The 22,556-nt window shown below is 38.5% G+C and carries 16 protein-coding genes and 2 pseudogenes; 6 read left to right on the top strand and 12 right to left on the bottom strand.

From position 1 onward, the window contains the following. Positions 1–156: 156 nt before the first annotated feature. The 3 genes and pseudogenes from J7E77_RS29860 to J7E77_RS29850 all read left to right on the top strand — a co-directional run bounded on the left by J7E77_RS29860 (position 157) and on the right by J7E77_RS29850 (position 2,164). Positions 157–834: a hypothetical protein gene (locus J7E77_RS29860; protein ID WP_214719197.1), complete on the top strand. Its 678-nt coding sequence runs from the start codon at positions 157–159 to the stop codon at positions 832–834. Further along, positions 831–1,594 (top strand): annotated as a pseudogene (gene istB, locus J7E77_RS29855) (IS21-like element helper ATPase IstB). The gene J7E77_RS29860 and the pseudogene istB overlap by 4 nt, the downstream one beginning before the upstream one ends. A gap of 24 nt (positions 1,595–1,618) precedes the next feature. Then, positions 1,619–2,164, top strand: coding sequence for a site-specific integrase (locus J7E77_RS29850; protein ID WP_214719196.1), 546 nt, complete (start codon positions 1,619–1,621; stop codon positions 2,162–2,164). A 150-nt stretch (positions 2,165–2,314) separates the two neighbouring features. Here the strand turns inward: J7E77_RS29850 and glnA are convergent, their stop codons facing one another. Beyond that, positions 2,315–3,679, bottom strand: a complete 1,365-nt coding sequence (gene glnA / locus J7E77_RS29845) for a type I glutamate--ammonia ligase (RefSeq protein ID WP_214719195.1) — start codon at positions 3,677–3,679, stop codon at positions 2,315–2,317. Positions 3,680–4,022: 343 nt separating this feature from the next. Beyond that, positions 4,023–5,249 (bottom strand): serine/threonine transporter SstT, encoded by a 1,227-nt coding sequence (sstT, locus tag J7E77_RS29840; protein WP_374103019.1) that lies wholly within the window; start codon positions 5,247–5,249, stop codon positions 4,023–4,025. Positions 5,250–5,813: 564 nt separating this feature from the next. Between sstT and J7E77_RS29835 the strand changes: the two genes are divergently transcribed. Continuing rightward, positions 5,814–6,056, top strand: a complete 243-nt coding sequence (locus J7E77_RS29835) for a glutaredoxin family protein (protein WP_088088174.1) — start codon at positions 5,814–5,816, stop codon at positions 6,054–6,056. A gap of 182 nt (positions 6,057–6,238) precedes the next feature. On the opposite strand, the gene J7E77_RS29830 is transcribed toward J7E77_RS29835, so the two are convergent. From J7E77_RS29830 to J7E77_RS29800, 7 genes and pseudogenes are all read right to left on the bottom strand, one after another. Further along, the gene (locus tag J7E77_RS29830) at positions 6,239–7,243 is read right to left on the bottom strand and encodes an ABC transporter substrate-binding protein (RefSeq protein ID WP_214719193.1); all 1,005 of its coding nucleotides are present in this window, start codon (positions 7,241–7,243) and stop codon (positions 6,239–6,241) included. A gap of 471 nt (positions 7,244–7,714) precedes the next feature. After that, positions 7,715–8,710 carry a hypothetical protein gene (locus J7E77_RS29825; protein ID WP_214719192.1) on the bottom strand — a complete coding sequence of 332 codons (996 nt, stop codon included), beginning with the start codon at positions 8,708–8,710 and terminating at the stop codon, positions 7,715–7,717. Positions 8,711–9,046: 336 nt separating this feature from the next. After that, positions 9,047–9,367 (bottom strand): ribonuclease E inhibitor RraB, encoded by a 321-nt coding sequence (locus J7E77_RS29820; RefSeq protein WP_214719191.1) that lies wholly within the window; start codon positions 9,365–9,367, stop codon positions 9,047–9,049. Between the two features lie 144 nt (positions 9,368–9,511). After that, positions 9,512–10,633: pseudogene (locus J7E77_RS29815) on the bottom strand (NADH-dependent flavin oxidoreductase). A 111-nt stretch (positions 10,634–10,744) separates the two neighbouring features. Then, positions 10,745–11,059 (bottom strand): thioredoxin, encoded by a 315-nt coding sequence (gene trxA, locus J7E77_RS29810; RefSeq protein ID WP_214719188.1) that lies wholly within the window; start codon positions 11,057–11,059, stop codon positions 10,745–10,747. 223 nt (positions 11,060–11,282) lie between these two features. After that, positions 11,283–11,675 carry an IDEAL domain-containing protein gene (locus tag J7E77_RS29805; RefSeq protein WP_214719187.1) on the bottom strand — a complete coding sequence of 131 codons (393 nt, stop codon included), beginning with the start codon at positions 11,673–11,675 and terminating at the stop codon, positions 11,283–11,285. Between the two features lie 119 nt (positions 11,676–11,794). Continuing rightward, a complete protein-coding gene (locus tag J7E77_RS29800) occupies positions 11,795–12,214 on the bottom strand; it encodes an RrF2 family transcriptional regulator (RefSeq protein ID WP_214719185.1) in 420 nt (139 codons plus the stop codon). A gap of 249 nt (positions 12,215–12,463) precedes the next feature. Here J7E77_RS29800 and J7E77_RS29795 point away from each other — a divergent pair, with 249 nt between their 5' ends. Next, positions 12,464–13,468, top strand: a complete 1,005-nt coding sequence (locus tag J7E77_RS29795; RefSeq protein ID WP_214719183.1) for a DUF3231 family protein — start codon at positions 12,464–12,466, stop codon at positions 13,466–13,468. A 289-nt stretch (positions 13,469–13,757) separates the two neighbouring features. On the opposite strand, the gene gltD is transcribed toward J7E77_RS29795, so the two are convergent. Together gltD and gltB are read right to left on the bottom strand one after the other, a co-directional pair. After that, positions 13,758–15,242 carry a glutamate synthase small subunit gene (gene gltD / locus J7E77_RS29790; RefSeq protein ID WP_214719181.1) on the bottom strand — a complete coding sequence of 495 codons (1,485 nt, stop codon included), beginning with the start codon at positions 15,240–15,242 and terminating at the stop codon, positions 13,758–13,760. 16 nt (positions 15,243–15,258) lie between these two features. Then, entirely contained in the window at positions 15,259–19,809 is a 4,551-nt protein-coding gene (gltB, locus tag J7E77_RS29785) for a glutamate synthase large subunit (protein ID WP_214719180.1), read from the bottom strand. A 128-nt stretch (positions 19,810–19,937) separates the two neighbouring features. Here gltB and gltC point away from each other — a divergent pair, with 128 nt between their 5' ends. Continuing rightward, positions 19,938–20,840 (top strand): glutamate biosynthesis transcriptional regulator GltC, encoded by a 903-nt coding sequence (gltC, locus tag J7E77_RS29780; RefSeq protein ID WP_214719178.1) that lies wholly within the window; start codon positions 19,938–19,940, stop codon positions 20,838–20,840. Positions 20,841–21,287: 447 nt separating this feature from the next. Here gltC and purD read toward each other — a convergent pair whose 3' ends face one another. Then, positions 21,288–22,550 carry a phosphoribosylamine--glycine ligase gene (gene purD / locus J7E77_RS29775; protein ID WP_214719176.1) on the bottom strand — a complete coding sequence of 421 codons (1,263 nt, stop codon included), beginning with the start codon at positions 22,548–22,550 and terminating at the stop codon, positions 21,288–21,290. Positions 22,551–22,556 lie beyond the last annotated feature (6 nt).

The raw sequence follows: 22,556 nt of genomic DNA, 5'->3' as shown, positions 1-22,556 counted from the left end.
TTCAAATAAAGCTGAACCATCTGATTCTTGAATTCTTCTGTGAACTTTCTTCGCTCTCTTTTGGTCATAATAGATTCTCCTCAGTAATAGTAACTGTAGTCTACTTGACCTTAATATTTCTGTCCAGTTAACTGTAACCTATCCAAAGTGTTCTCCTTGGAAAAGCAACACTTAAGACCAGTCATCAAAAATATAAATTTCACAAACAAATATGAGAATAGTATAACAAGAAGTGTCCATAAGGACAATACCATACGGTATTTGTCTAATCGGTATTCTCTTCCACTCGGGACGTTTAGTAAATATGAAACCGTATGTGTAAAGGAATCTGAGGATCAATATCTATTAATCTATATCCCTGAAACAGGAGAAGTGATTGCAAAACATAAGATACCTGATGGGAAAGGTCAATTGATGAAAGATAGAAATCACACACGCGATCGAACAAAAGGCATAGATGCATATCTTGATACTGTTGCGAACCAATTTAAGGAAAAGGAAGTCGTAAATCACTATCTAAATACCCTTCGGGAGAAGTATCCTCGATATATTCGAGATCAATTACAAATCATATTAAGAGAGACAAAACAAAATAGCGATGACCTATTATCAGCAGCACTACAAGAATGTGTCAGAAGAAAATTATATAGTGCGACAGATTTCAGCGACATCATTCAGTACCTTAAACGACAACGCCAAGTTCATGATACAGTGAATGACAACGCTGAGAATGTAACGCCACTAAATAGTCTTACAGGTTGGATTATGGAGACAGAAGCCCCAAAAAGAGAAGTGGATACCTACACGGTTTTATTGGAAGGTGATTCAAATTGAGTCAGCTCCAACAGCTACAAGAATTCATGAGAACCCTGCGTTTGTCTGAAACAGCAAACCACTTACCTGCCATAATCAGAGAGGCTGAGCAAAAGGATTTATCCTTTACTCAGTTTCTCCTTGATGTGGTGACCTATGAGCAGAGTCGCAGGGAGGAAAAACAACTAGAGAAGCGATTTAAATGGGCGACATTTCCCTTTTATAGCACAGTCGATGAATACGACTTAAAAGAGCAAAAATCATTAAGTAGTAAGAAGTTAAACCAGTTAAAGGATTTAACATGGATTGAGCAACTTTATAATATTATCTTCTTGGACAAACAGGTGTGGGTAAAACCCATCTTTCGATCGGGTTAGGAATTGAAGCTTTAAACCATGGCTATAAAGTGATTTTCACAACCATGGGCGATTTAATTCATGTATTAAAAACAGAAGAAATTACTAGAAAATCGAAAACAAGAATGAAACGAATTAGAGAAGCAGATTTAGTAATTATAGATGATCTAATGTTTATGGCAATGGATAAGCAAGAAGCTAATATGTTTTTTCATCTAATAAATAATCTTTATAATCAAACATCTATAATTTTAACTTCAAATAAAGGACCAAAAGAATGGGGTGAGTTATTGGGGGACCAAGCAATCACTACTGCTATATTGGATAGAATTTTGCATCGAGTGGAGATCATTCATTTAAACGAAGATAGTTGGCGAATGAAACATCGAAAAACAATATTTGGTGGCCAAAGTGTTTCAAATTAATCAGCAGAAATTGTGTCATTCTACTTGACGGTCACACAAGATATTGATTTTGAAGATGGTTCTATTGATGTAAATAAAACGCTTCATCATCAAATAAACGAAGTTCAAAAAGATAGAATCGGACCTCCTAAAACTGAAAAAGCCTATAGAAAAATAAAAGTTGATAAAAAACTTTTAGAGGAATTAAAAGACCTTAAAAAACCCGCTGACCAAAATAAGGAAATATATGGTGACGAATATCACTATTATGAAGATTTACAAAAACAAAAATATGATTTAGTTTTTTGTTATGATAATGGAGAATTTATTCCAAAGTCTACTCTTTTTAATGCCTTGAAAAGAGTTTTAGAAAAATCTAAATTAGGTAAAAGAATTACTATTCATGATTTAAGAGACACACATACTGTTATGTGTTTAGAAGCTGGTATGCCCTTACAGGAAGTTTCAGAAAGATTGGGTCATGAAGATATAAGTACAACGAATGAATTTTACATTCACATTACCGATAAAATGAAAAACACTTCTATTGAAAAATTGGAAAATTACATGAGCGAACTTCTTGATGAATAGGTTAGAATATCGGTCAAAAAAGTCCGTCAAAAATGCTAGTCGGTCAAAGTTTGTTTTTCAGTCGGTCAAAAGTTGGTCAAAATAAAAGTCGGTCAAACTCATGAAAAATTTGACCGACTAAGAAATGTTATTATATCAATACTTAATAGCTTAGAATTTTGAATGGTAGTTCTCAATTTCCCAAGAATGTACACTTGTACGGTAGCTATCCCATTCTGATTTCTTCAATGAGACATACTCGCTGTATACATGCTCTCCTAGTGTTTTAGCAGCAATCTCACCTGATTCTAATTCTTTTATTGACTCTGCTAAGCTACCAGGAAGGTTATCAATACCTAGGAATGCTCTTTTCTCTTCGTTCATATGGAAAATATCTTCATTAATTGGTGCTGGCGCTTCTAGTCCTTTTTCGATTCCATCTAGACCTGCAGACGCGATCACCGCAAACGTTAAGTAAGGGTTAGCTGATGGATCTGGACAACGTAATTCAACGCGTGTCGCAAGACCTCTTTTTGCTGGAATACGAATAAGCGCTGAACGGTTAGAAGCAGACCAAGCAATATAACATGGTGCTTCATAGCCTGGAACTAAACGCTTGTAAGAGTTTACTAGTGGGTTTGTGACTGCCGTAAAGCTCTTTACGTTTTCTAGGACACCTGCAATGAATTGGTATGCTTTTTCCGATAATTGTAACTCATCTTCTGGATTAAAGAAGGCATTTTCGCTTCCTTCAAAGAATGACATATTGACATGCATACCAGAACCGTTGATTCCAAATACTGGTTTTGGCATAAATGTAGCGTGCAATCCAAATTTCTTCGCAACTGTCTTCACGACCCATTTATATGTTGTTGACAGGTCTGCTGCCGTTAAAGCATCAGCATATTTAAAGTTAATTTCATGTTGTCCTTCTGCTACTTCGTGATGAGATGCTTCAATGGTAAATCCCATCGCTTTTAAGGCACGGTAGATTTCTAAACGAACGCGCTCGCCAAGATCATGTGGTGATGGCTCAAAATAACCTGCTTTATCACCGAGTTCTTGCGTTGCATATCCATTTTCATCTGTTTTAAAAAGGAAAAATTCTAACTCAGGTCCAACTGAAATCGTGTACCCTTGATCAGCAGCACGTTCCACTGTTTTTTTGAGAACATTTCTCGTATCCCCAGCAAAAAGTGAGCCGTCTGGGTTCTTTACAGAACATAAGAAGCGTGCTTCTGCATATCCCTCTTCTACTGTCCAAGGAAGAACTGCGAATGTAGCTAAATCTGGTTGAAGATAAAGGTCCGATTTATTAATCGGTGAAAAACCTTTAATCGAAGAACCATCAAACATCATTTTACCTTCTACGACATCTTCTAGTTGCTCAACTGTTACCGTAACGTGCTTTAAGATCCCTTCTATGTCGACAAATTGCAAGTGTAATAGTTCAACACTTTTTTCTTTAATCGTTTCTTTAATTTGTTCTAGAGTTGTAGTAGCGGCGGGTGAGTTTGAAATTAGTGTGTTTGTCATGTTATATTACCTCGCAATTTCATGTTATATTTTGTTACATCTATAAATTGATTATATTTAAAAATTCATAGTTTGACAATCCTTTTTTATGATTTTTTTGAATATTTATGCCACTTTTTCAGTAAGCGTTTTCATAATTCGAGCATTAGAATGTAGTATTTTCAATCTGTATGGGGTTTTTCGGATTTATAAAAATACAAAAACGTGTATAATAGGTTTATAAAAAAAGTGTCAGACCCGAGCAATTAGAGTATGTAATAGGTTGACCATTTTTCTTGGTTAAGAAATACGACATACAATAAAGAGAAAACCCTCTATCCGCTGATAGAGGGTTTTCTCTTTACTATGATGCTTTTTGGATATCTATATCTTTTCCTTCTTTACGCATCTTATTAAATTCAGCAGTCGCTGTGAATAGGACGTCTGTGGATGAGTTCAGTGCTGTTTCAAAAGAGTCTTGTAAAACTCCGATGATAAAGCCTACCCCAACTACCTGCATAGCCACATCAGCTGGAATTCCGAATAAGCTGCATGCTAGAGGAATAAGTAATAAGGAACCGCCAGCAACCCCTGAAGCACCGCATGCACATACAGCGGACAATACGCTGAGAATGATTGCTGTAGGTATATCCACCTGAATGCCTAGTGTATGAACTGCCGCAAGTGTCAAAACAGAAATCGTAACAGCTGCACCAGCCATATTGACGGTGGCGCCAAGTGGAATAGATACAGAATAGGTATCCTTATCTAATCCTAGTTTTTCACATAATCTCATATTGACAGGAATGTTTGCAGCCGAGCTGCGTGTAAAGAATGCTGTAATACCGCTTTCCTTTATGCACTTAAATACAAGCGGGTATGGATTCTGACGAATTGCCGCAAAGACAATGATTGGATTAACAACAAGTGCCACAAAGACCATGCAGCCAATCAAAACTAAAAGTAATTTTCCATAACTAAGTAAAGATTCAATTCCATTTGTAGTAATAGACTCAATAACTAGACCCATGATTCCAAATGGTGCAAACTTAATGACCCATGTAACTACTTTGGATACGGCATCTGAAAAATTAGAAATCATTGTTTTTGTCGTATCCGGGGCATTTTTTAAAGCAACACCAAGGACTATAGCCCAAGCTAAAATACCGATATAGTTCCCATTAAAAATGGCCTTCACTGGGTTATCCACAACGTTCATCAGTAATGCTTTGAGTACCTCTACCACACCACCAGGAGCCGCCAACTCCTCAGCACCCTTTGCAAGTGTTAAGCCTACAGGAAAAATAAAGCTTACAATAACAGCTACTAATCCAGCTAAAAAGGTTCCTAGAAGGTATAGGAAAATAATAGATTTCATATTCGTTTGGTGACCACTCTTGTGTTGAGCGATGGCTGACATAACTAAGAAAAGTACCAGCACTGGTGCTATTGCTTTTAATGCCCCTACAAACAAAGAACCTAATATCACAATGGGATTTGCTGCTTCTGGGATCGTAACCGCCAGGATAATACCAATAATCAAACCTACAATTATTTGTTTTACCAGACTCATATGATTCCACTTATTCATTAGTTTTTTCAAGATATATTCCCCCACTTGTTTGAGATAATATTGCAACATTCATTGTCTATTTAGATGTGCATGTTCACTCTCCACTTAATCAACTGAACTATTCTCTAACAAATAGTATTATAATGAATATTTAGACATATTACAATAGTATTATTTTTTGTTAAATGTAGTAAATAATAAAAATAAAACACTGCTCTCAAATGTGAGTTCCCTCTGATGAACTGCTTTTCAAATGATCCAGCTTAAATAAAAAGAGTAATAGTAATGATTCAAAGTGTACAGCTATGATTTTTCACGAAATATCCTTCCGCACTTCTTTCCTTGAGATTAAGATATTTTCCACCTCATTCACATTGTTTGTTATTTGACTATATTAACTTAATAATTTGCATGAATCAAGTAATATTTTAAGATAAAACACGAACGTTAATAAAAAATACTAAAAAAATGTTCGAGTTTAATTAAATGTAGATTCCTTTGAATATTGAACTAAAGAATATAAATGTACACAGTAAAAGAGAATTCAGTGTAGAATAACTATTATGAAGTGGAGGTCGTAAAATGAAAAAAGTGATTATTTATTCCCAAGAGACGTGCCCACCTTGTCATGCGGAAAAACTATGGTTAAAAGAAAATGGGATTGAGTTCGAAGAAAAAGATATTCGTAAAAACGATCAATATCTGCAAGAACTTATTGAACTAGGTGCTTCTGCTACACCAGTAACCATTATCAAAGACGAAGATAGCGAAGAGTTCATCCTAGGATTTGATCAAGCTAAATTCGCTGAATTATTTGGGGTTTAATGTCTGTAATAAGTTAAAGTTATATAACAAAAAAATGGCATGCGTCAATTCGCATGCCATTTCGTGAGTCAATTTGTATTCGTGCACCTCAAAACGGTAACCTTAAACTAATACGAGCAAGTGCTTTTTGAGAAATATATTTCCCTTCCAAGGAACCTATCAGTTACAAATAAATGTAGATTTTATTCTCCTACTATCTTCCCGTTCTTTAGCATCTCCTCTGTTAAGGTGATTCCTTCCTCCTTAGTTGCTTTTTTGTTGATAAACAGCTCAAGGTTTTCCGGGAAGCCAACTGGAATTTCGTTAGGTTTCTTTCCTTTGAGAATTTCCACAGCCATTTTACCGGTAGAGTAGCCTAGATCGTGATAGTCAAATCCATAAGATGCGAAGGTTCCACGTTTTACAGAATCGCCTTCACCGACAAAGGTTGGGATATTTTGGGCGTTGGCAACAGTTATAACCGATTCTAGGGCAGAAACAACGGTGTTGTCCTTTGGAATGTATAATACGTCCGCACGTCCTACCATTGACTCTGCTGCTTGTTTTACTTCGGTACTAGCAGTTATGGTTGTTTCAACCGCCTCCAGCCTTACTGCCTCTAATGCGGTTTTCGCGTGTTTAACATTTACAACAGAGTTGGGTTCACCATTGTTATATATGATGCCTACCTTCTTGGCATCGGGGATAAATGTTTTAATTGCAGCAATCGTATTCTTTATCGCATCTGGGTGCGTATCAGATGTGCCTGTCGCATTCCCGCCTGGCTTTTCCAGGCTTTTGACAAGTTCGGCCCCGACTGGATCAGTAATGGCGGTAAACAATATTGGAATATCCTTCGTCTGCTTGACCACCGCCTGAGCACTTGGGGTGGCGATAGCCAAAATAAGGTTATTCTTGTCTGCAACCAATTTTTGGGCAATAGACATATTATTGTTCATATCTCCCTGGGCATTTTGGTAATCAAGCTTCAAGTTCTTTCCTTCTTCATAGCCAGCATCCTTTAGTGCCGCGATAAAACCCTCTCGTGCAGAATCAAGTGACGGATGCTCGACAATTTGCGTAATGCCTATTTTCACCACTTTCTCGTTTTTGTCCTTTGTCTGTCCGCCAGTTTCCTTACTTCCCCCTCCACATGCCGAAAGCAACAATAACACTCCAAACAAAAATAGTGCTAAACTCTTTTTCATCCATTGATCCTCCTAAAATTAATCAACTATTTATGTATTCTACTGATGAACAATAAATGAAGCAGTCTCCTTACTATCGTAAATTTTTGTAATAAATTTATAATATTCAGATTTTACCACGTATAGTAAGTGTGGGACAATAGTAATTTTAAGTGTAAGACGTTTTATAGTGATTAACATATTAATAACAAGGAAATTATTCTTGATACCAAAACAAGAACAAGTCACAATCCAATTGCTGGAGTGTCTGCACAATTCTCCACATAGAATATAAGAAAAAGAAGGCTGACTCGCAACGTGCACAAATCAACTTTTTATTATGTTTTTTTAGGACTTTTATAAATGAATACAAAAAAAAGCTCTTGGACCAACCTAAATAGCTGATTGGGCCAAGGTCTTTTTCATTTATTTATGTTATTTAAAATTTCCACTCGTTCCTCATTTAATCTAGCTTACATTCTACAAAAATCCTTATGCGAAACGATAGTAGATCAATAAAAAGGTCGCCAGCACAAAAATGAAGTTTAAAAATACAAAGATAAATTGATCAACTTTTGTTTTATGCATTTTAATTGGCGGATTATAGAATGAAACACCCTCTATAATAAAGATGATTAAAACAACGTGAATCATGAAATGGCCGATGACTTCTGTCAATCCAAAGAGCATTGTGGTTGAGATAAAAATTCCTGTTACCACAAAACCAAGTACTCGATTTAAAATACCAACAACTAATAAATAACCTACAATAAATTCGATGAACGCCGCCATCACAACAAACAAACTTGGTTCAAAGCCAAATGTAGGCACATGATGGTTAGTGACAATATCCAATGCCATACCTGGATAAACCCATTTTTCGACGGCTACCCAGCTCAGTGATAACCCTGTCCCTAAATAGAGAAATGGGAACCCTGCCTTCTCCAGCTTTGTACTCCCTACCAATAAGACACCAATAATGGCTACATAAAAACCATAGTCTAACATATAAAAAATGCCATGATGGATCGTTACATAAATAAATAATCCTAATAGAATAGAAGCACCGATTTTTGTTGAAATATGATGAGGAATCAATAAAAATCCAATGGTCACCCACGCTAATATAGTAATGAAAGTACTACTTATGTGAAACTCAGGAGCAAATAACGTTCCATTTATCATTTGAATTATCAATGCAATGGCGGTCCCATATTTTAATAAGTATCTAGAATACTTTCTTAGACTGGATAGACGATCCTCCATTTTTTTCATTGGTCCCCATTCAGCCATTTTCGGAATGATCAAGGTTAATGCAGCTAAAACAATAGCCGCAACTAGAGTTAAAAATATAAACACCGGTGATAATATATGTTCAAAAGACTCCTTATGTGGCACTACTTTTGTGAACCATTTCACATGTGCCTGTGCAAAAAAAGGTGTCATAATAAGCCCTAGTGTTAATAGTATCTGAAATATCTTTTTCATTAGTAATCCCCCTAGTATTATAAACAACATGACTATAGTGATAATATACATGATAAATCATTATCATATCCGTCCTATAATTGAACTTTTTGTGAAATATTTCACAAAAGGAATTGGTCCATCGCATATGCGAGGAACTATCTAACGTAAACTATCAAGTCAACTTTTGTTTTCTTTTTTTGACTAGTTGGATTTAATTGAAGCATGATAAGGATTAAAATTAAAAGACCGAACATGCAGCAACACGTCCGATCAAGTTTATATTATATTTCCCTCAAAGGGGATCGACTATTTTCACACCAGGCGCTAAACACAAGAATACCTCTCTCAATCCTTTTAGTCTACAAAAACTCCCCAACCGTCAGAATAACCACCATGTGGTTTGCTTAAGTTATTTAAATTATTCTGTATTTTAATTAATTCATTATAATTTAATAGCATTCTTTTAGAGCAACAACATGCCCACTCGTCAGTTTCGTCGTCTTGATCTAAGAAACAATTGAATCCTTCTTCTTTTAGTACTTGTGTTAATTTTTCTCCTGTTGTTTGATCAGGCACAGCAACAAAAAATTCCACTGATTGTTGTTTTTTAAAATCTAATCCCTCTTTATATAGACTTCGTAAAGCATCTCCATCAGCATCATTAGGAAATTTCATTCTTTTTCCTCCAAATTCTAGTACATTCATTGTTGTCATTATAATTCACTTATTTCTTTTCGACAAACCAGAAAGCTGACCGGATACTTATTTTATCCAAATTAGATAAGCTACTCTTATTCGTTTAGCAAGTAATTAACTGCTCTATTCTACTCCCGGAAACCATCCAGGCGAATGAATAATGGCCTTCCAGAGGGGATCTGGTACTTCCAGTTCGTGCTGATGATTCTTATTTATTTTGGTGACAATCTCAGATTCTCTACCTTGTTCCACTTTTTGCACCCACTCAGGATCAATAATTAGTTCACGTGCCAATGCGATTAAAGGGACTCCTGTTTCGTATGCTTTTAAGGCATCATCAGCTGTATAAATCGAACCGACACCGATTACTGGAACTCGGTCACCTACAAGCTCCTGAATGATTTCAAGACGTGAACGTGTATCCTCAACTCCCCGTTTAGGTGTTGATCTGAAATCCTGCAATGAAACATGAAGGTAATCAAGGTCTTTTTCTGCAAGTGTATCTATTAGTGCAAGTGTGTCAGCCATAGTGATCCCAGGTGTTTCAGGTTCCTCAGGGGAAAAACGATAGCCAACCAAGAAAGGCTCCTTCCCATATTCAGCAACAACTCTCTTTACTTCATCAATAACCGCTAGAGGAAAAGTTAGACGTTTTTCAAGAGTCCCACCCCATCGGTCTACACGACGATTAGAATGAGGGGAAAAGAATTGCTGAATCAGGTACCCATTGGCACCATGTAATTCAACACCATCATAACCTGCTTCAATGGCTCGTCGAGTGGTTTCTCCAAAATCGCGAATAATGGATTCGATCTCTGTTTCAGTCAATGCCCGGGGTACAGGTTTTCATTTACCTTCTGAAGGAACTGCACTAGCACTTACCACATCACCATCTACTAATTCAGGTGGAACCTGGCGGCCGCCATGGAAGATTTGCAAAATCGCTTTCGCCCCCTTCTCTTTAATCGCTGATGCTAGACGACGCAAACTTGGTATCATTTCATCACGGTCTCCACCAAATTCACCATGAAATCCTTTACCATTCCTGGTCACATAGGTACATGCTGTAATGACCATTCCGACGCCATTGGATCGCCTTTCATAATACTTGACCTCCGCATCTGAGACGGTCCCATCAGGATTTGATGAGAAATTGGTCATTGGTGCCATGACAATGCGATTTTTTATTTGAATCCCCTTTCCTATCGTAAATGACTCAAATAATGGTGCATATTTTAAATTCATCATGCTTTACTCCTCCACCTTGTTCATTAATGTTAAATTGGAAATTACTTTACCCAATCTACAACTTCATCCTATAGTTTACCGTTTCGTTCAAGGCAAATTCCTAACATATTAAGTGTGCTTTACAATTAATTCTGTCAAAGCTTCTTTTGGTTGGAAGCCGATAACCTTATCTACTTCAACACCGTCTTTGAAAAGAATCAACGTTGGAATGCTCATGACGCCAAATGCCCGTGTTGTTTCTGGGTTCTCATCTACATTAAGTTTGATAATCCCAACTTTATCACCGATTTCAGCATCGATTTCCTCCAACACAGGTGCAACCATTTTACAAGGGCCGCACCACGGAGCCCAAAAATCTACTAACACCAATCCCTCTTTCATTTCTGAAGCAAAAGTTTGATCTGTTACGTGTGAAATAGCCATTATTTTTTCCTCCAATTTAATTTTATATTTTTGGCTCTGTTAAGGCTCATTGTGGATTTTGGCACTATGTTGATTGGAGCGGAAGGCGCGAGACTCCTGCGGAAAAAGAGGCTCCCGGACCGCCCGCGGAAAGCGAGCGCCTGGAGCGGAAATCAACATACAAGTTTAACATAGCTATATTTTTAAAAAACTTTATTGTTCTCTTCAGACAAATATTTAATAATTACCTTTTTGCATCTAAATCCCTAATTCTGTTTCCACTGATTTTATATTCAGATTTCTTGTTATTCACTTTTGGAATTTTTTTACTAGATGCTAATTTCGCCGATAATTCCTTAAACCACTGCTCATCTTTAAAAAGTAAAGCTAAATCTATTAAAGCTAAAAGCTCACTTTCATTTCTACCTGTTAACTCTGGCAGCTTTTCAGCCCGTTTATTTAGGATCCAAATCGATTTTCCAATCGCTTTTTCATTGTCACTGTCGACCACATTTACTTGTAGCATTTCTTTGTGAGAGTCTACGGTTTCAACATACCCTTGAATCAGTTCTCCATCTTTTGACCTTCCATGTACCCAATCCCCATTTTCAAATCGATTGTTATCGGCCATCGTCATCTACACCCCTTAAATGTTATAAAAAAAGTTACAGTTTGGTTTTTAAAAAAAGTATATCATCAATATCGCGTCATACTGTAATAAAATAATATACAGAATACATGAAAGAAAAAACTAAATCATGTGCAACGTTTAATTTTTTCTAAAACAGTACTAAGAGTAATATTCTCTAAATATTTTTCAAAATACAATTCAGCATCATTGAAAATTTGATCCATAATCACCTGGGTATTAGACGATATCACACATTTTTGCTCCGGATCACCTGTGCACCAGTTTGGTTTTAGGCTTCCTCGTGAAACTATACGATAAATATCTGCCAATGATACCTCTTGAGAGTTACAGTCGAGAATATAGCCACCGCCGATACCTTCTTTTGTCTTAACAAATCCATGATTTCGCAAACAACTCATGATCTTGCGAATCCGTGCCGCGTTTGTACAAACATTGGTAGCGATCGACTCACTGCTAGCCATATGATCTGGTAAATATGCTAAATAGACTAAACTATGGACGGCTATTGTAAAATCACTATTCACTTTAATGCTTCCTCCTCAAGAAGATTAATGTAATTTTAATATTTACAGTTTATAAAGTCAACAAAAAATAACTCCATATTAATAATTTCCACTATAGCCCATTAAATTCGCGAAAATTGTTTTTGGCAATCAAAAAATTTAGTTTATGCAGGATAAATTTTTTTCATTATTCAGAAAAAGAAATCTATAGCATTTCATAAAATAATTACCTAATGGTTACATTATAATAATAAAACTAGGGGGGTTAGCATGACGACTTCGAGCCAAGCACCTATTACATCATCAGAATTAGCAAATTTGTGGATGGCTTATCAAGAAAAAACCATGATGCTTAGAGTATTGGAACATTTTATCGAGCACTCCGATCCTGAAGGAAAACAACTGTTACAGTCGCATTATAATGGTGCCGCCAAAAACATTGAGATGATTAAAAGTATTTTTCAACAAGAAGGCGCAGTAATTCCAATTGGTTTTACAGAAAACGATGTATATAAAAGCGTTCCAAAGTTATTTGATTTTATGTACGATATTATGTATCTACATTTGATGACTAAAGTGGAAATGAGCCTTTATGCACTTTTCACAGGCATGTCCTATCGAAAGGATATTGATGATTTATTTATCGGAATGACAGCTGCATCACAATCAATGAACAGCCAAGCAACTCAATTCCTTTTAGAAAAAGGGGTACTGGTACGTCCACCTTTTGTATCAATGCCAAAACAGGTAAATTTTGTACAGGAGAAAAATTATATGGATGGGTTTACTTGGTTTAGTGAAACTAGATCCCTGAATACTGTTGAAGTTTCTCTTATCCATCATGCAATTGAAACTAATCTTGTAGGGATGCAATTAATGATTGGATTCGCTCAAGTTGCTTCTGATAAAGAGGTTCAAAAATATCTTGCCAAAGGAATGGAATTGTCCAAAAAAATCGAAATAGATTTAGGTGAATTCTTACGCCAAAGTTATATTGAGCCCCCAGCTACTCATGCTGGTAAAGCAACAACGTCAAAAGCCGCGCCATTTTCTGACAAATTGATGATGTACAATACCAATTTGTTAGCTTCATTTGGGCTCGGAAGTAATGCATTAGGCACTGGATTTTGTTTACGGAGTGACTTGCCGGCTAAAATGTCTTTTAATGCAAAAAATATTTTCACTTTTGCTCAAGATGGGGGAAAGATTATGATCAAAAATGGCTGGATGGAAGAACCACCACAGATAGAGGATCGAAATCAATTAACCAAATAATTGTTTTTTGAGAACAGCAAAACTAACCTTAAAAAAGGCTAGTTTTTTTCTATTTGAGGTTCCAAACATTTTATCCACTCCTTATTGTTTGCTTTTTCAATATAATAACGTATTAATCATAGATATCTCAATAGAGAAATAAATTTAAATACGAACATTAATTTATTTTTAAATAATAATCATTCGTTAATTATTTTGTATCTGTTCCGCAGGAACTTATACTTTAACTCATAAAAAAGAGACCTGACTCAATAATGATATGAATCAGGTCTACTATCGAACTCGACATTTATTTAGGTAATAAGGATTTTCCCATCAAATAACGGTCCACTTCATGTGCAACCTGACGGCCTTCGTTGATAGCCCAGACAATAAGGCTTTGCCCTCTTCTTGCATCTCCCGCAGCAAATACACTTTCTACGTTTGTTCTGTACTCACCGTATGCTGCTTCGATCTTTTGATTGGCAGCTTTTACACCAAATTGGCTTAAAAGCGGCTGCTCCGTTCCCTCAAATCCAATCGCAATAAACACAAATTGAGCGGGCCATACTTTTTCTGTACCTGGTATTTCTTTAAAATAGAACCGACCTTCATCGTCTCTCAATTTTTCCATTTGGATGGTATGAAGTTCTTTAAGGTTGCCGTTTTCATCCGCTACAATTTTCTTGGTTTGGATAGAATACTGACGTGGATCTTCACCAAACTTTGCTTCTGCCTCTTTATAAGCATAATCCATTGTAAAAACATTGGGGTAGGCAGGCCACAGATTTCCTGAAGTACGAGTCTCAGGTAACTGCGGGTGTTTACCAAACTGAACCACACTACGGCATTTTTGGCGAAGGGCTGTAGCTACGCAGTCAGCTCCGGTGTCGCCTCCGCCAATGACAATGACGTCCTTGCCTTCAGTAGTAATAAACTGGCCATCTTCAAAGTTAGAATCCAAAAGACTCTTTGTCGATTTGCTCAGGTACTCCATCGCAAAATGGATTCCCTTCGCAGATCGGCCTTCAATTACAAGATCACGCTGTTTCTGAGCGCCAGTGCAAAGAATTACAGTATCGAATTGTGCTTGCAAATCTTCGGCAGTAATATCCTTTCCAACCTCAGTATTGGTGACAAAATCAATACCTTCTTGACGTAACAAGCTAATTCTCCGCTCTACCACTTCTTTATCAAGCTTCATATTTGGAATGCCGTACATAAGTAATCCACCTGGACGGTCTGAACGTTCAAAAACCGTTACCGAGTGACCTGCTTGGTTAAGTTGATCGGCACTGGCTAATCCAGCGGGGCCGGAACCGATAATCGCTACTTTCTTCCCGGTCCGTGAAACTGGAATACGAGGCGTGATCCAGCCATTTTCAAAACCTTTATCGATAATTGCCTGCTCAATGTTTTTAATCGTTACCGCTGGATCAGTAATAGCCAACGTACATGAACCTTCACACGGAGCTGGACAAACTCGCCCTGTGAACTCAGGGAAATTATTCGTTTTTAGCAAACGATCGAGCGCTTCTTTCCAACGGCCACGATAAACCAAATCATTCCACTCTGGAATAAGATTATGAATCGGACAGCCTGATGTTGCTCCTTGAATTTCCATTCCTATATGGCAGAAAGGAGTGGCACAATCCATGCACCGTGCTCCTTGTCTGCTTAATGTTTCATCTGAGAAAGGAACTGAATACTCTTTCCAGTCGCTTAAACGCGTAAGGGGATTTCGTTCTTTTCCTTTTTCTCGATTGTATTCCATAAATCCTGTTGCTTTTCCCATCTTCCTCTCCCCTTTCTTAGCGTAGTACAGCTTCTGGCTGTTTAGGTGTATTTTTCTGTTTGGAGGAATTGGCCAAAAACGCACTCATTATTGCGTCTTCTTCTGTTAAACCTGCTTCCTTTTGCTTCTGAATTTGCTCCAACATGCGTTTATAGTCCTTTGGAATGACTTTGTTAAATTTTCTCACATGATTTTCCCAGTTTTCTAGAACACAGCTTGCTTTCACACTGTTCGTATTATAGAAATGAGTTTGAATCAATTGCTTAAGCTCATTCTCATCGTTTTTCGTTAAGGACTCAATTTCAATCATCTCTTGGTTACATAACTTCTTAAAGGCATCTTGATCATCAGCTAATACGTACGCAATTCCGCCAGACATCCCGGCAGCAAAGTTTTTGCCGACATCACCTAAAATAACGACACGTCCACCAGTCATATATTCACAGCCATGGTCACCAATTCCTTCGACCACGACGTTCACACCGCTATTACGGACTGCAAATCGTTCACCTGCACGTCCATTTATATACGCTTCACCGCTTGTCGCACCATATAAGGCAACATTTCCAGCGATTACATTTTCGCCTGCCGATAGTTTTGAAGATTCGTCTGCTTTCACAATCAACTTTCCGCCCGATAAGCCTTTTCCAAGGAAATCGTTTACGTCACCCGAAATCTCTAATGTCACGCCTTTCGGAACAAAGGCACCGAAGCTTTGACCTGCAGATCCAGTAAATCTTAGGGTAATCGTATTTTCAGGAAGCCCCTCTTCACCGTAACGCTTCGATACCTCACTTCCGACGATTGTTCCAACGACACGATTCACATTCGAAATCGGGAAGCTCGCATCCACTGGAATTCGATCTTTTAATGCTTGTTGAACCGCCGGCAAGATTTTTTGAATATCAAGTGAATCATCAATTTTATGATTTTGTGGAGTCTTGAACGTACGAACTCCTTCAGGTTGATGCAGCAATGGAGTTAAATCTAGATCCTTTGCTTTCCAGTGTGCTTTTGCACGGTCACTCATTTTCAGAACATCTGTACGGCCTACCATTTCATCAACCGTTCTAAAGCCAAGCTCAGCCATTAGTTCACGTACTTCTTGGGCAACAAAACGCATATAGTTTACGATGTAATCAGCTTCTCCTGTGAACTTTTTACGAAGCTCCGGATTTTGTGTAGCAATTCCAACCGGGCAAGTATCTAAGTGACATACGCGCATCATGACACATCCGAGCACGACAAGCGGGGCAGTCGCAAAACCAAACTCTTCTGCCCCAAATAAGGCCGCCATTACGACATCTTTTCCAGTCATTAATTTACCGTCTGTCTCAAGGACGACACGTTCACGCAAGCCATTAAGCATTAATGTTTGGTGTGCTTCGGCAAGTCCAAGCTCCCATGGTAATCCCGTATGTTGGATACTGGTTTTTGGTGATGCTCCTGTTCCGCCGTCATAACCACTGATTACAATAACATCAGCTGCGCCTTTCGCAACTCCTGCCGCAATCGTTCCTACTCCGCCCTTGGATACGAGCTTAACGCTGATTCGGGCATCCCGATTGGCATTTTTCAAATCGTGAATCAGCTGTGCCAAGTCTTCAATCGAGTAGATATCATGGTGCGGCGGCGGTGAAATCAGCCCGACTCCTGGTGTAGAACCACGAACATCTGCCACCCATGGGTAAACTTTATTCCCAGGCAGCTGTCCACCTTCACCTGGCTTTGCCCCTTGTGCCATTTTAATTTGAAGCTCATCAGCATTGACAAGATAGTGACTTTTCACTCCGAAACGGCCTGAAGCAATTTGCTTCACAGCACTTCGGCGATTATCGCCATTTTCATCCAAGATAAAGCGGCTTGAATCTTCCCCGCCTTCACCCGAGTTGCTTTTTCCGCCCAAGCGATTCATCGCAATCGCCAAGGTTTCATGGGCTTCCTTACTAATGGATCCAAATGACATTGCTCCTGTTTTAAAACGACGAACAATGGAATCGACTGTTTCTACTTCCTCTATTGGTAAAGACTTTCTCGATTCATCAAATAAGAATAAATTCCGTAAGAATCCAATTCTCTCTTCATTTGCTAGCTTGGAATACTTTTTAAATAATTCGTAATCGCCTTTACGACAAGCCCATTGCAGAGTATGAATGGTTCCAGGGTTAAACGCGTGATGTTCCCCTGCTTTTCTCCACTGGAAATTACTTCCTGAATCTAATGTTTGATCATAAGAACCCGCAAATGCAGCAGTATGGAGCATCTTCGCTTCTTCGGCAATCGTATCTAAACTGATACCGCCAAGCTGAGAAACTGTTCCAGTAAAGTAACGTTCAATGACATCTCCGCTAATTCCAACTGCTTCAAAAATTTGCGCACCGCGATAGCTTTGGACGGTTGAAATTCCCATTTTGGACATGACTTTTACAACACCCTCAGTCATTCCTTTTACATACTTGCTTACTGCTTCCTCATATGTGAACGGTAAGCTTCCATCTAAGATAGCCTGCTTATATGTTGCGAAGGCAAGATACGGATTGATGGCATCAACACCATAGCCAATTAAAGCGGCCAAATGATGAACTTCACGTACTTCCCCTGATTCAATAATGATGCTTGCTTTCGTTCTGCTGCCTTCACGAATCAGATGCTGATGAAGGGCGCTTGCAGCCAATAATGAAGGAATCGCTGCTTCCTTTTGATTCATGTTACGATCAGATAAGATTAATAGACTTACACCTTCAGAGATGGCAGCATCCGCCTCTTGGCAAATCTTATCAAGACTGCCTTCGATATCTTCAGTGAACAGAATGTCAATTACCTTACTCTTAAAATCAACTGAATCCAATGATTTTAGCTGTTCCAGTTGACTATTGGTAATTACCGGTGTATCCAGCTGAATTCGGCGGCAGTTTAATTCTGAAGGATTCAATATATTTCCTTCCGCCCCTAATAATGTCATCGTCGATGTGACAATCTCTTCACGAAGTGAATCAATTGGCGGATTGGTTACTTGGGCAAATAGTTGCTTGAAGTAGTTAAACAAGGATTGAGCACGGTCAGATAAAACCGCTAATGGCATATCATTTCCCATTGCTCCAATTGGATCTTTCCCTTCGCTCACAACAGGAACTAGATATTTTGAAATATCTTCGTATGTGTAGCCAAATGATTTCTGGCGAACTAGTAAATCCGATAGAACCTCTTCTTCGTTTTGTCCATCATCATTTAATCGAACCAGTTGCTCATCTAACCATTGTTGATAAGGAAGAGCTTCAGCCATCTCGGATTTTACTTCTTCATCCGAAATAATTCGGCCTTCTTCTAAATCAATCAATAGCATTTTGCCTGGGCTTAAACGTTCTTTATATATTATTTTCTCGGGTTCGACATCGATGACGCCAACCTCTGATGAAAAAATAATATAATCATCATCAGTAACGTAATAACGAGCCGGACGAAGGCCGTTACGATCTAATATTGCCCCAATTTGTTTTCCATCCGTAAAGGAAATAGCTGTTGGACCATCCCAAGGTTCCATCAGACAGCTATGATATTCGTAAAAAGCTCTCTTTTCCTTTGTCATATGCGGGTTTTCTGACCATGGTTCAGGTATCAGCATCATCGCAGCGTGAGCAGGTTTCCGGCCAGCTAACACCAAGAATTCAAGTGCGTTATCCAAAATCGAAGAGTCACTTCCATCTGTATCTAAGAGTGGGAGCACCTTTTGCAGGTCCTCACCAAATGCTTCCGACACAAATTGCTTTTCACGCGCCTTCATCCAGTGGACATTACCGCGAAGTGTATTAATTTCCCCATTATGGATCAGGTAGCGGTTTGGATGAGCTCTTTCCCAGCTAGGGAACGTATTTGTACTAAAGCGGGAATGCACTAAAGCGAAAGCCGATACAAAACTCTCATCCTGTAAATCTAGATAAAATCTGTTTACCTGTTCCGGTGTTAATAACCCTTTATATACAATGGTTCTGCTTGAAAGGCTGGCAAAATAAAAACTTAATTCAGATTCCTTAGCCCACTGTTCTGATTGTTTTCTAATGATATATAATTTACGCTCAAAAGATAATTCATCCAACAGTTCCTCGTTTGCTCCGATAAATACTTGGCGGATGAACGGGCGGCTTTTCTTGGCTGTTTCTCCGATTGTTTCTGTATTGACAGGCACAGTCCTCCATCCGAGAACCGTCTGACCTTCTTGTTCAACCAATTTATTGATATACGATTCTATTTTTTCTCTTTCAGAATCATTATTTGAGAAAAAAAGCATCCCTACCCCGTAGCGACCTTTTTCAGGTAATTGGACGTTCTGGAGGGCTTTGCGAAAAAAGCTATCTGGAATCTGGACCATGAGCCCGGCGCCATCTCCTGTAAATGGATCACTTCCCTGTCCCCCGCGGTGGTCTAGTTTACAAAGCATGCTTAGTCCTTTTTTTACAATCTCATGAGATGCATGCCCTTTAATGTGGGCATATAATCCAATTCCACATGCATCATGTTCATATTCAGGGCGGTAGAGACCTTGTGCCTTTGGTAGTTGATGAAATGTCATTATTATCTCCCCCGTTCTTAATTTTCCGATAAATCAGTATGAAGTAATTTTAAGTTTTAATATACATATAAACAATATATAATTAAGATTAAATCAATCTTGTTTTAATATGAATGGAGGAAATTAAGGTGGAATTGCGTCAATTACGATATTTTATGGAGGTAGCTGAACGCCAACATGTAACAGAAGCGGCTGAAAATCTAAATGTAGCCCAATCCGCGGTAAGTTTTCAGATTGCCAAGCTTGAAGATGAACTCGGTGTTCGTCTATTTGAACGAACCGGAAGGAATATTAAGTTAACCCAGATTGGAATGATCTTTTTAACTCATATAAAAAAGGCGGTAAAATTTCTTGATGAGGCAAAAGAAAAGATTGATGAGTATTTAGATCCTCAATCCGGCACCATTAAAATTGGATATCCAACAAGTTTAGCCAGCTATTGGCTTCCAACGGTTATCTCTGCTTTTAGAACAAAACAACCAAACGTTGTTTTCCATTTGCGTCAGGGCTCCTATCAATACTTAATTGATGCCGTTAAAAATGGAGAAATTGATCTAGCGTTTATTGGCCCCGTCCCAACCAAAGATCCTGATATTGAAGCAAAGATTTTATTTACCGAAAACATTTCTGCTTTGCTTCCTGCAAACCATTCACTTGCCGACCGAAAGAGGTTAGATCTAGGTGAGTTACGAAACGATTCCTTTGTTTCATTCCCAAAAGGGTATATTCTCCAAAAAATTGCAGTCGAGGCATGCAAAGAAGCAGGATTTGTACCAAATATCACCTCAGAGGGAGAGGATTTAGATGCATTAAAGGGACTAGTTTCAGCAGGCATCGGGGTATGCCTCTTACCAGAAAGCACCGTTCATGACTCCATTCCACGGTTTACAGTAAAAATACCGATTGATTCCCCTCAAGTCAAAAGAACAGTTGGCCTAATCACACCAAAAATTAGAGACCTAGCACCCTCCGAAAATCTCTTTTACCAATTCGCGATTGATTTTTTCCGCGTATTAGAGCAGTTTCAATAGATTGGATTTTCGGTTTTATTTTCAGTGTTATTTTCAGTGTCATTTTCGGTGTCAGGCACCGTAAAAAGACACTTATGTTCATTTGTTTATGTGGGGTGGACATTATACCCATCTCCCTTTTTATGTGGTCACAGGATCAAGAGATTTATCAATCATAAGCCGTATGAAGGTCAAAAGTTGTCGCAGCAACATTAGATTTGTCCTTCATAGAGGCCATGAAGGATAAAAGTCGCCGAGGGAACAATAGATTTGTCCTTCATAGAGGCCATGAAGGACAAAAATCGCCGAAGGAACATTAGATTTGTCCTTCATAGAGGCCATGAAGGACAAAAGTCGTCACAGCAACATTAGATTTGTCCTTCATAAGAGCCATGAAGGACAAAAGTCGCCGAAGGAACAATAGATTTGTCCTTCATAAGGGCCCGCTTATGAAGCTGCTAATAATAGTTAACGGAATGCCTTAGATCCTATATCTGTTCGGTAATGAGCACCTGTAAAAGATACTTTTTCTACTGATTGGTAAGCTAATTCCCTTGCTTGTCCTAGATTTTCTCCAATCGCAGTAATTCCTAGAACTCGTCCGCCATTAGTTACAATCGCGCCTTTCTCTTGCGTTGTACCGGCATGGAAGACGATTGTCGGATAAGCTATTTGGTCCAATCCGTTAATTACTTGGCCCTTTTCGTATGGGCCCGGATAGCCAGCAGAAGACATAATGACGCAAACAGCGGACTTTTCTTTCCATTTCACCTCTACATTTTCTAATTCTCCAGTGAGACTTGCCAGCAAGATATCAAGTAAATCTGTTTCGAGCAGTGGAAGAACTACTTGTGTTTCCGGATCGCCAAAGCGTGCATTGTATTCAATGACCTTTGGACCCTCTTTTGTCAGCATCAAACCCGTATAAAGAATCCCTTCAAAAGGACAACCTTCCGCTGCCATCGCTTTTGCAGTTGGTTGGACAATATCTTCGATTACCCGCTCAACCATTGATGAATTAATATGCGGTAAAGGAGCGTACGTTCCCATTCCACCAGTGTTTGGTCCTTTGTCATCATCATACACTGGCTTATGATCTTGAGCTGGAACCATTGGCTTCACAACCGTCCCATTCACAAAAGCAAGCAGGGTCATTTCTTCTCCCTCAAGATATTCCTCCACTACCACCCTCGCACCTGCCGAACCAAACGTAACTTCCTTTAGCATACTTTTAAGCGCTTTCTCAGCTTCCTCCAGTTTTTTTGCTACAACCACGCCTTTTCCTGCAGCTAAGCCATCCGCTTTGATAACGATTGGTGCTCCTTCACTGCGAACATAGGTAAGTGCCTCCTCGTAGTTTGAAAAAGAAGCATATTTAGCTGTCGGAATCTCATACTTCATCATTAATTCTTTAGCGAACTCCTTACTTCCCTCTATCATTGCCGCTTCCTTTGAAGGGCCATATACTGGTAATCCCTGCTCTTTAAAATAATTAACAATACCCAATGAGAGAGGCTCTTCTGGTCCAACAAAAGTAAGGTCTATTTGTTCCTTTTTGGCAAAATCCGCCAATTCCTCAATTTCTGAAACAGCTATCGAAACGCATTCTGCTAATTCTGCAATTCCAGGATTGCCAGGAGCACAATACATTTTTTTAATTTTAGGACTTTGCGACAGTTTCCAAACAATTGCATGTTCACGTCCGCCTCCCCCTACGACTAACACCTTCATTTAGTC

The organism is Bacillus sp. ISL-77 (assembly GCF_018613105.1).
Note: the sequence above shows the minus strand (reverse complement) of the source record. Positions and strands in the feature narration are given on the sequence as shown.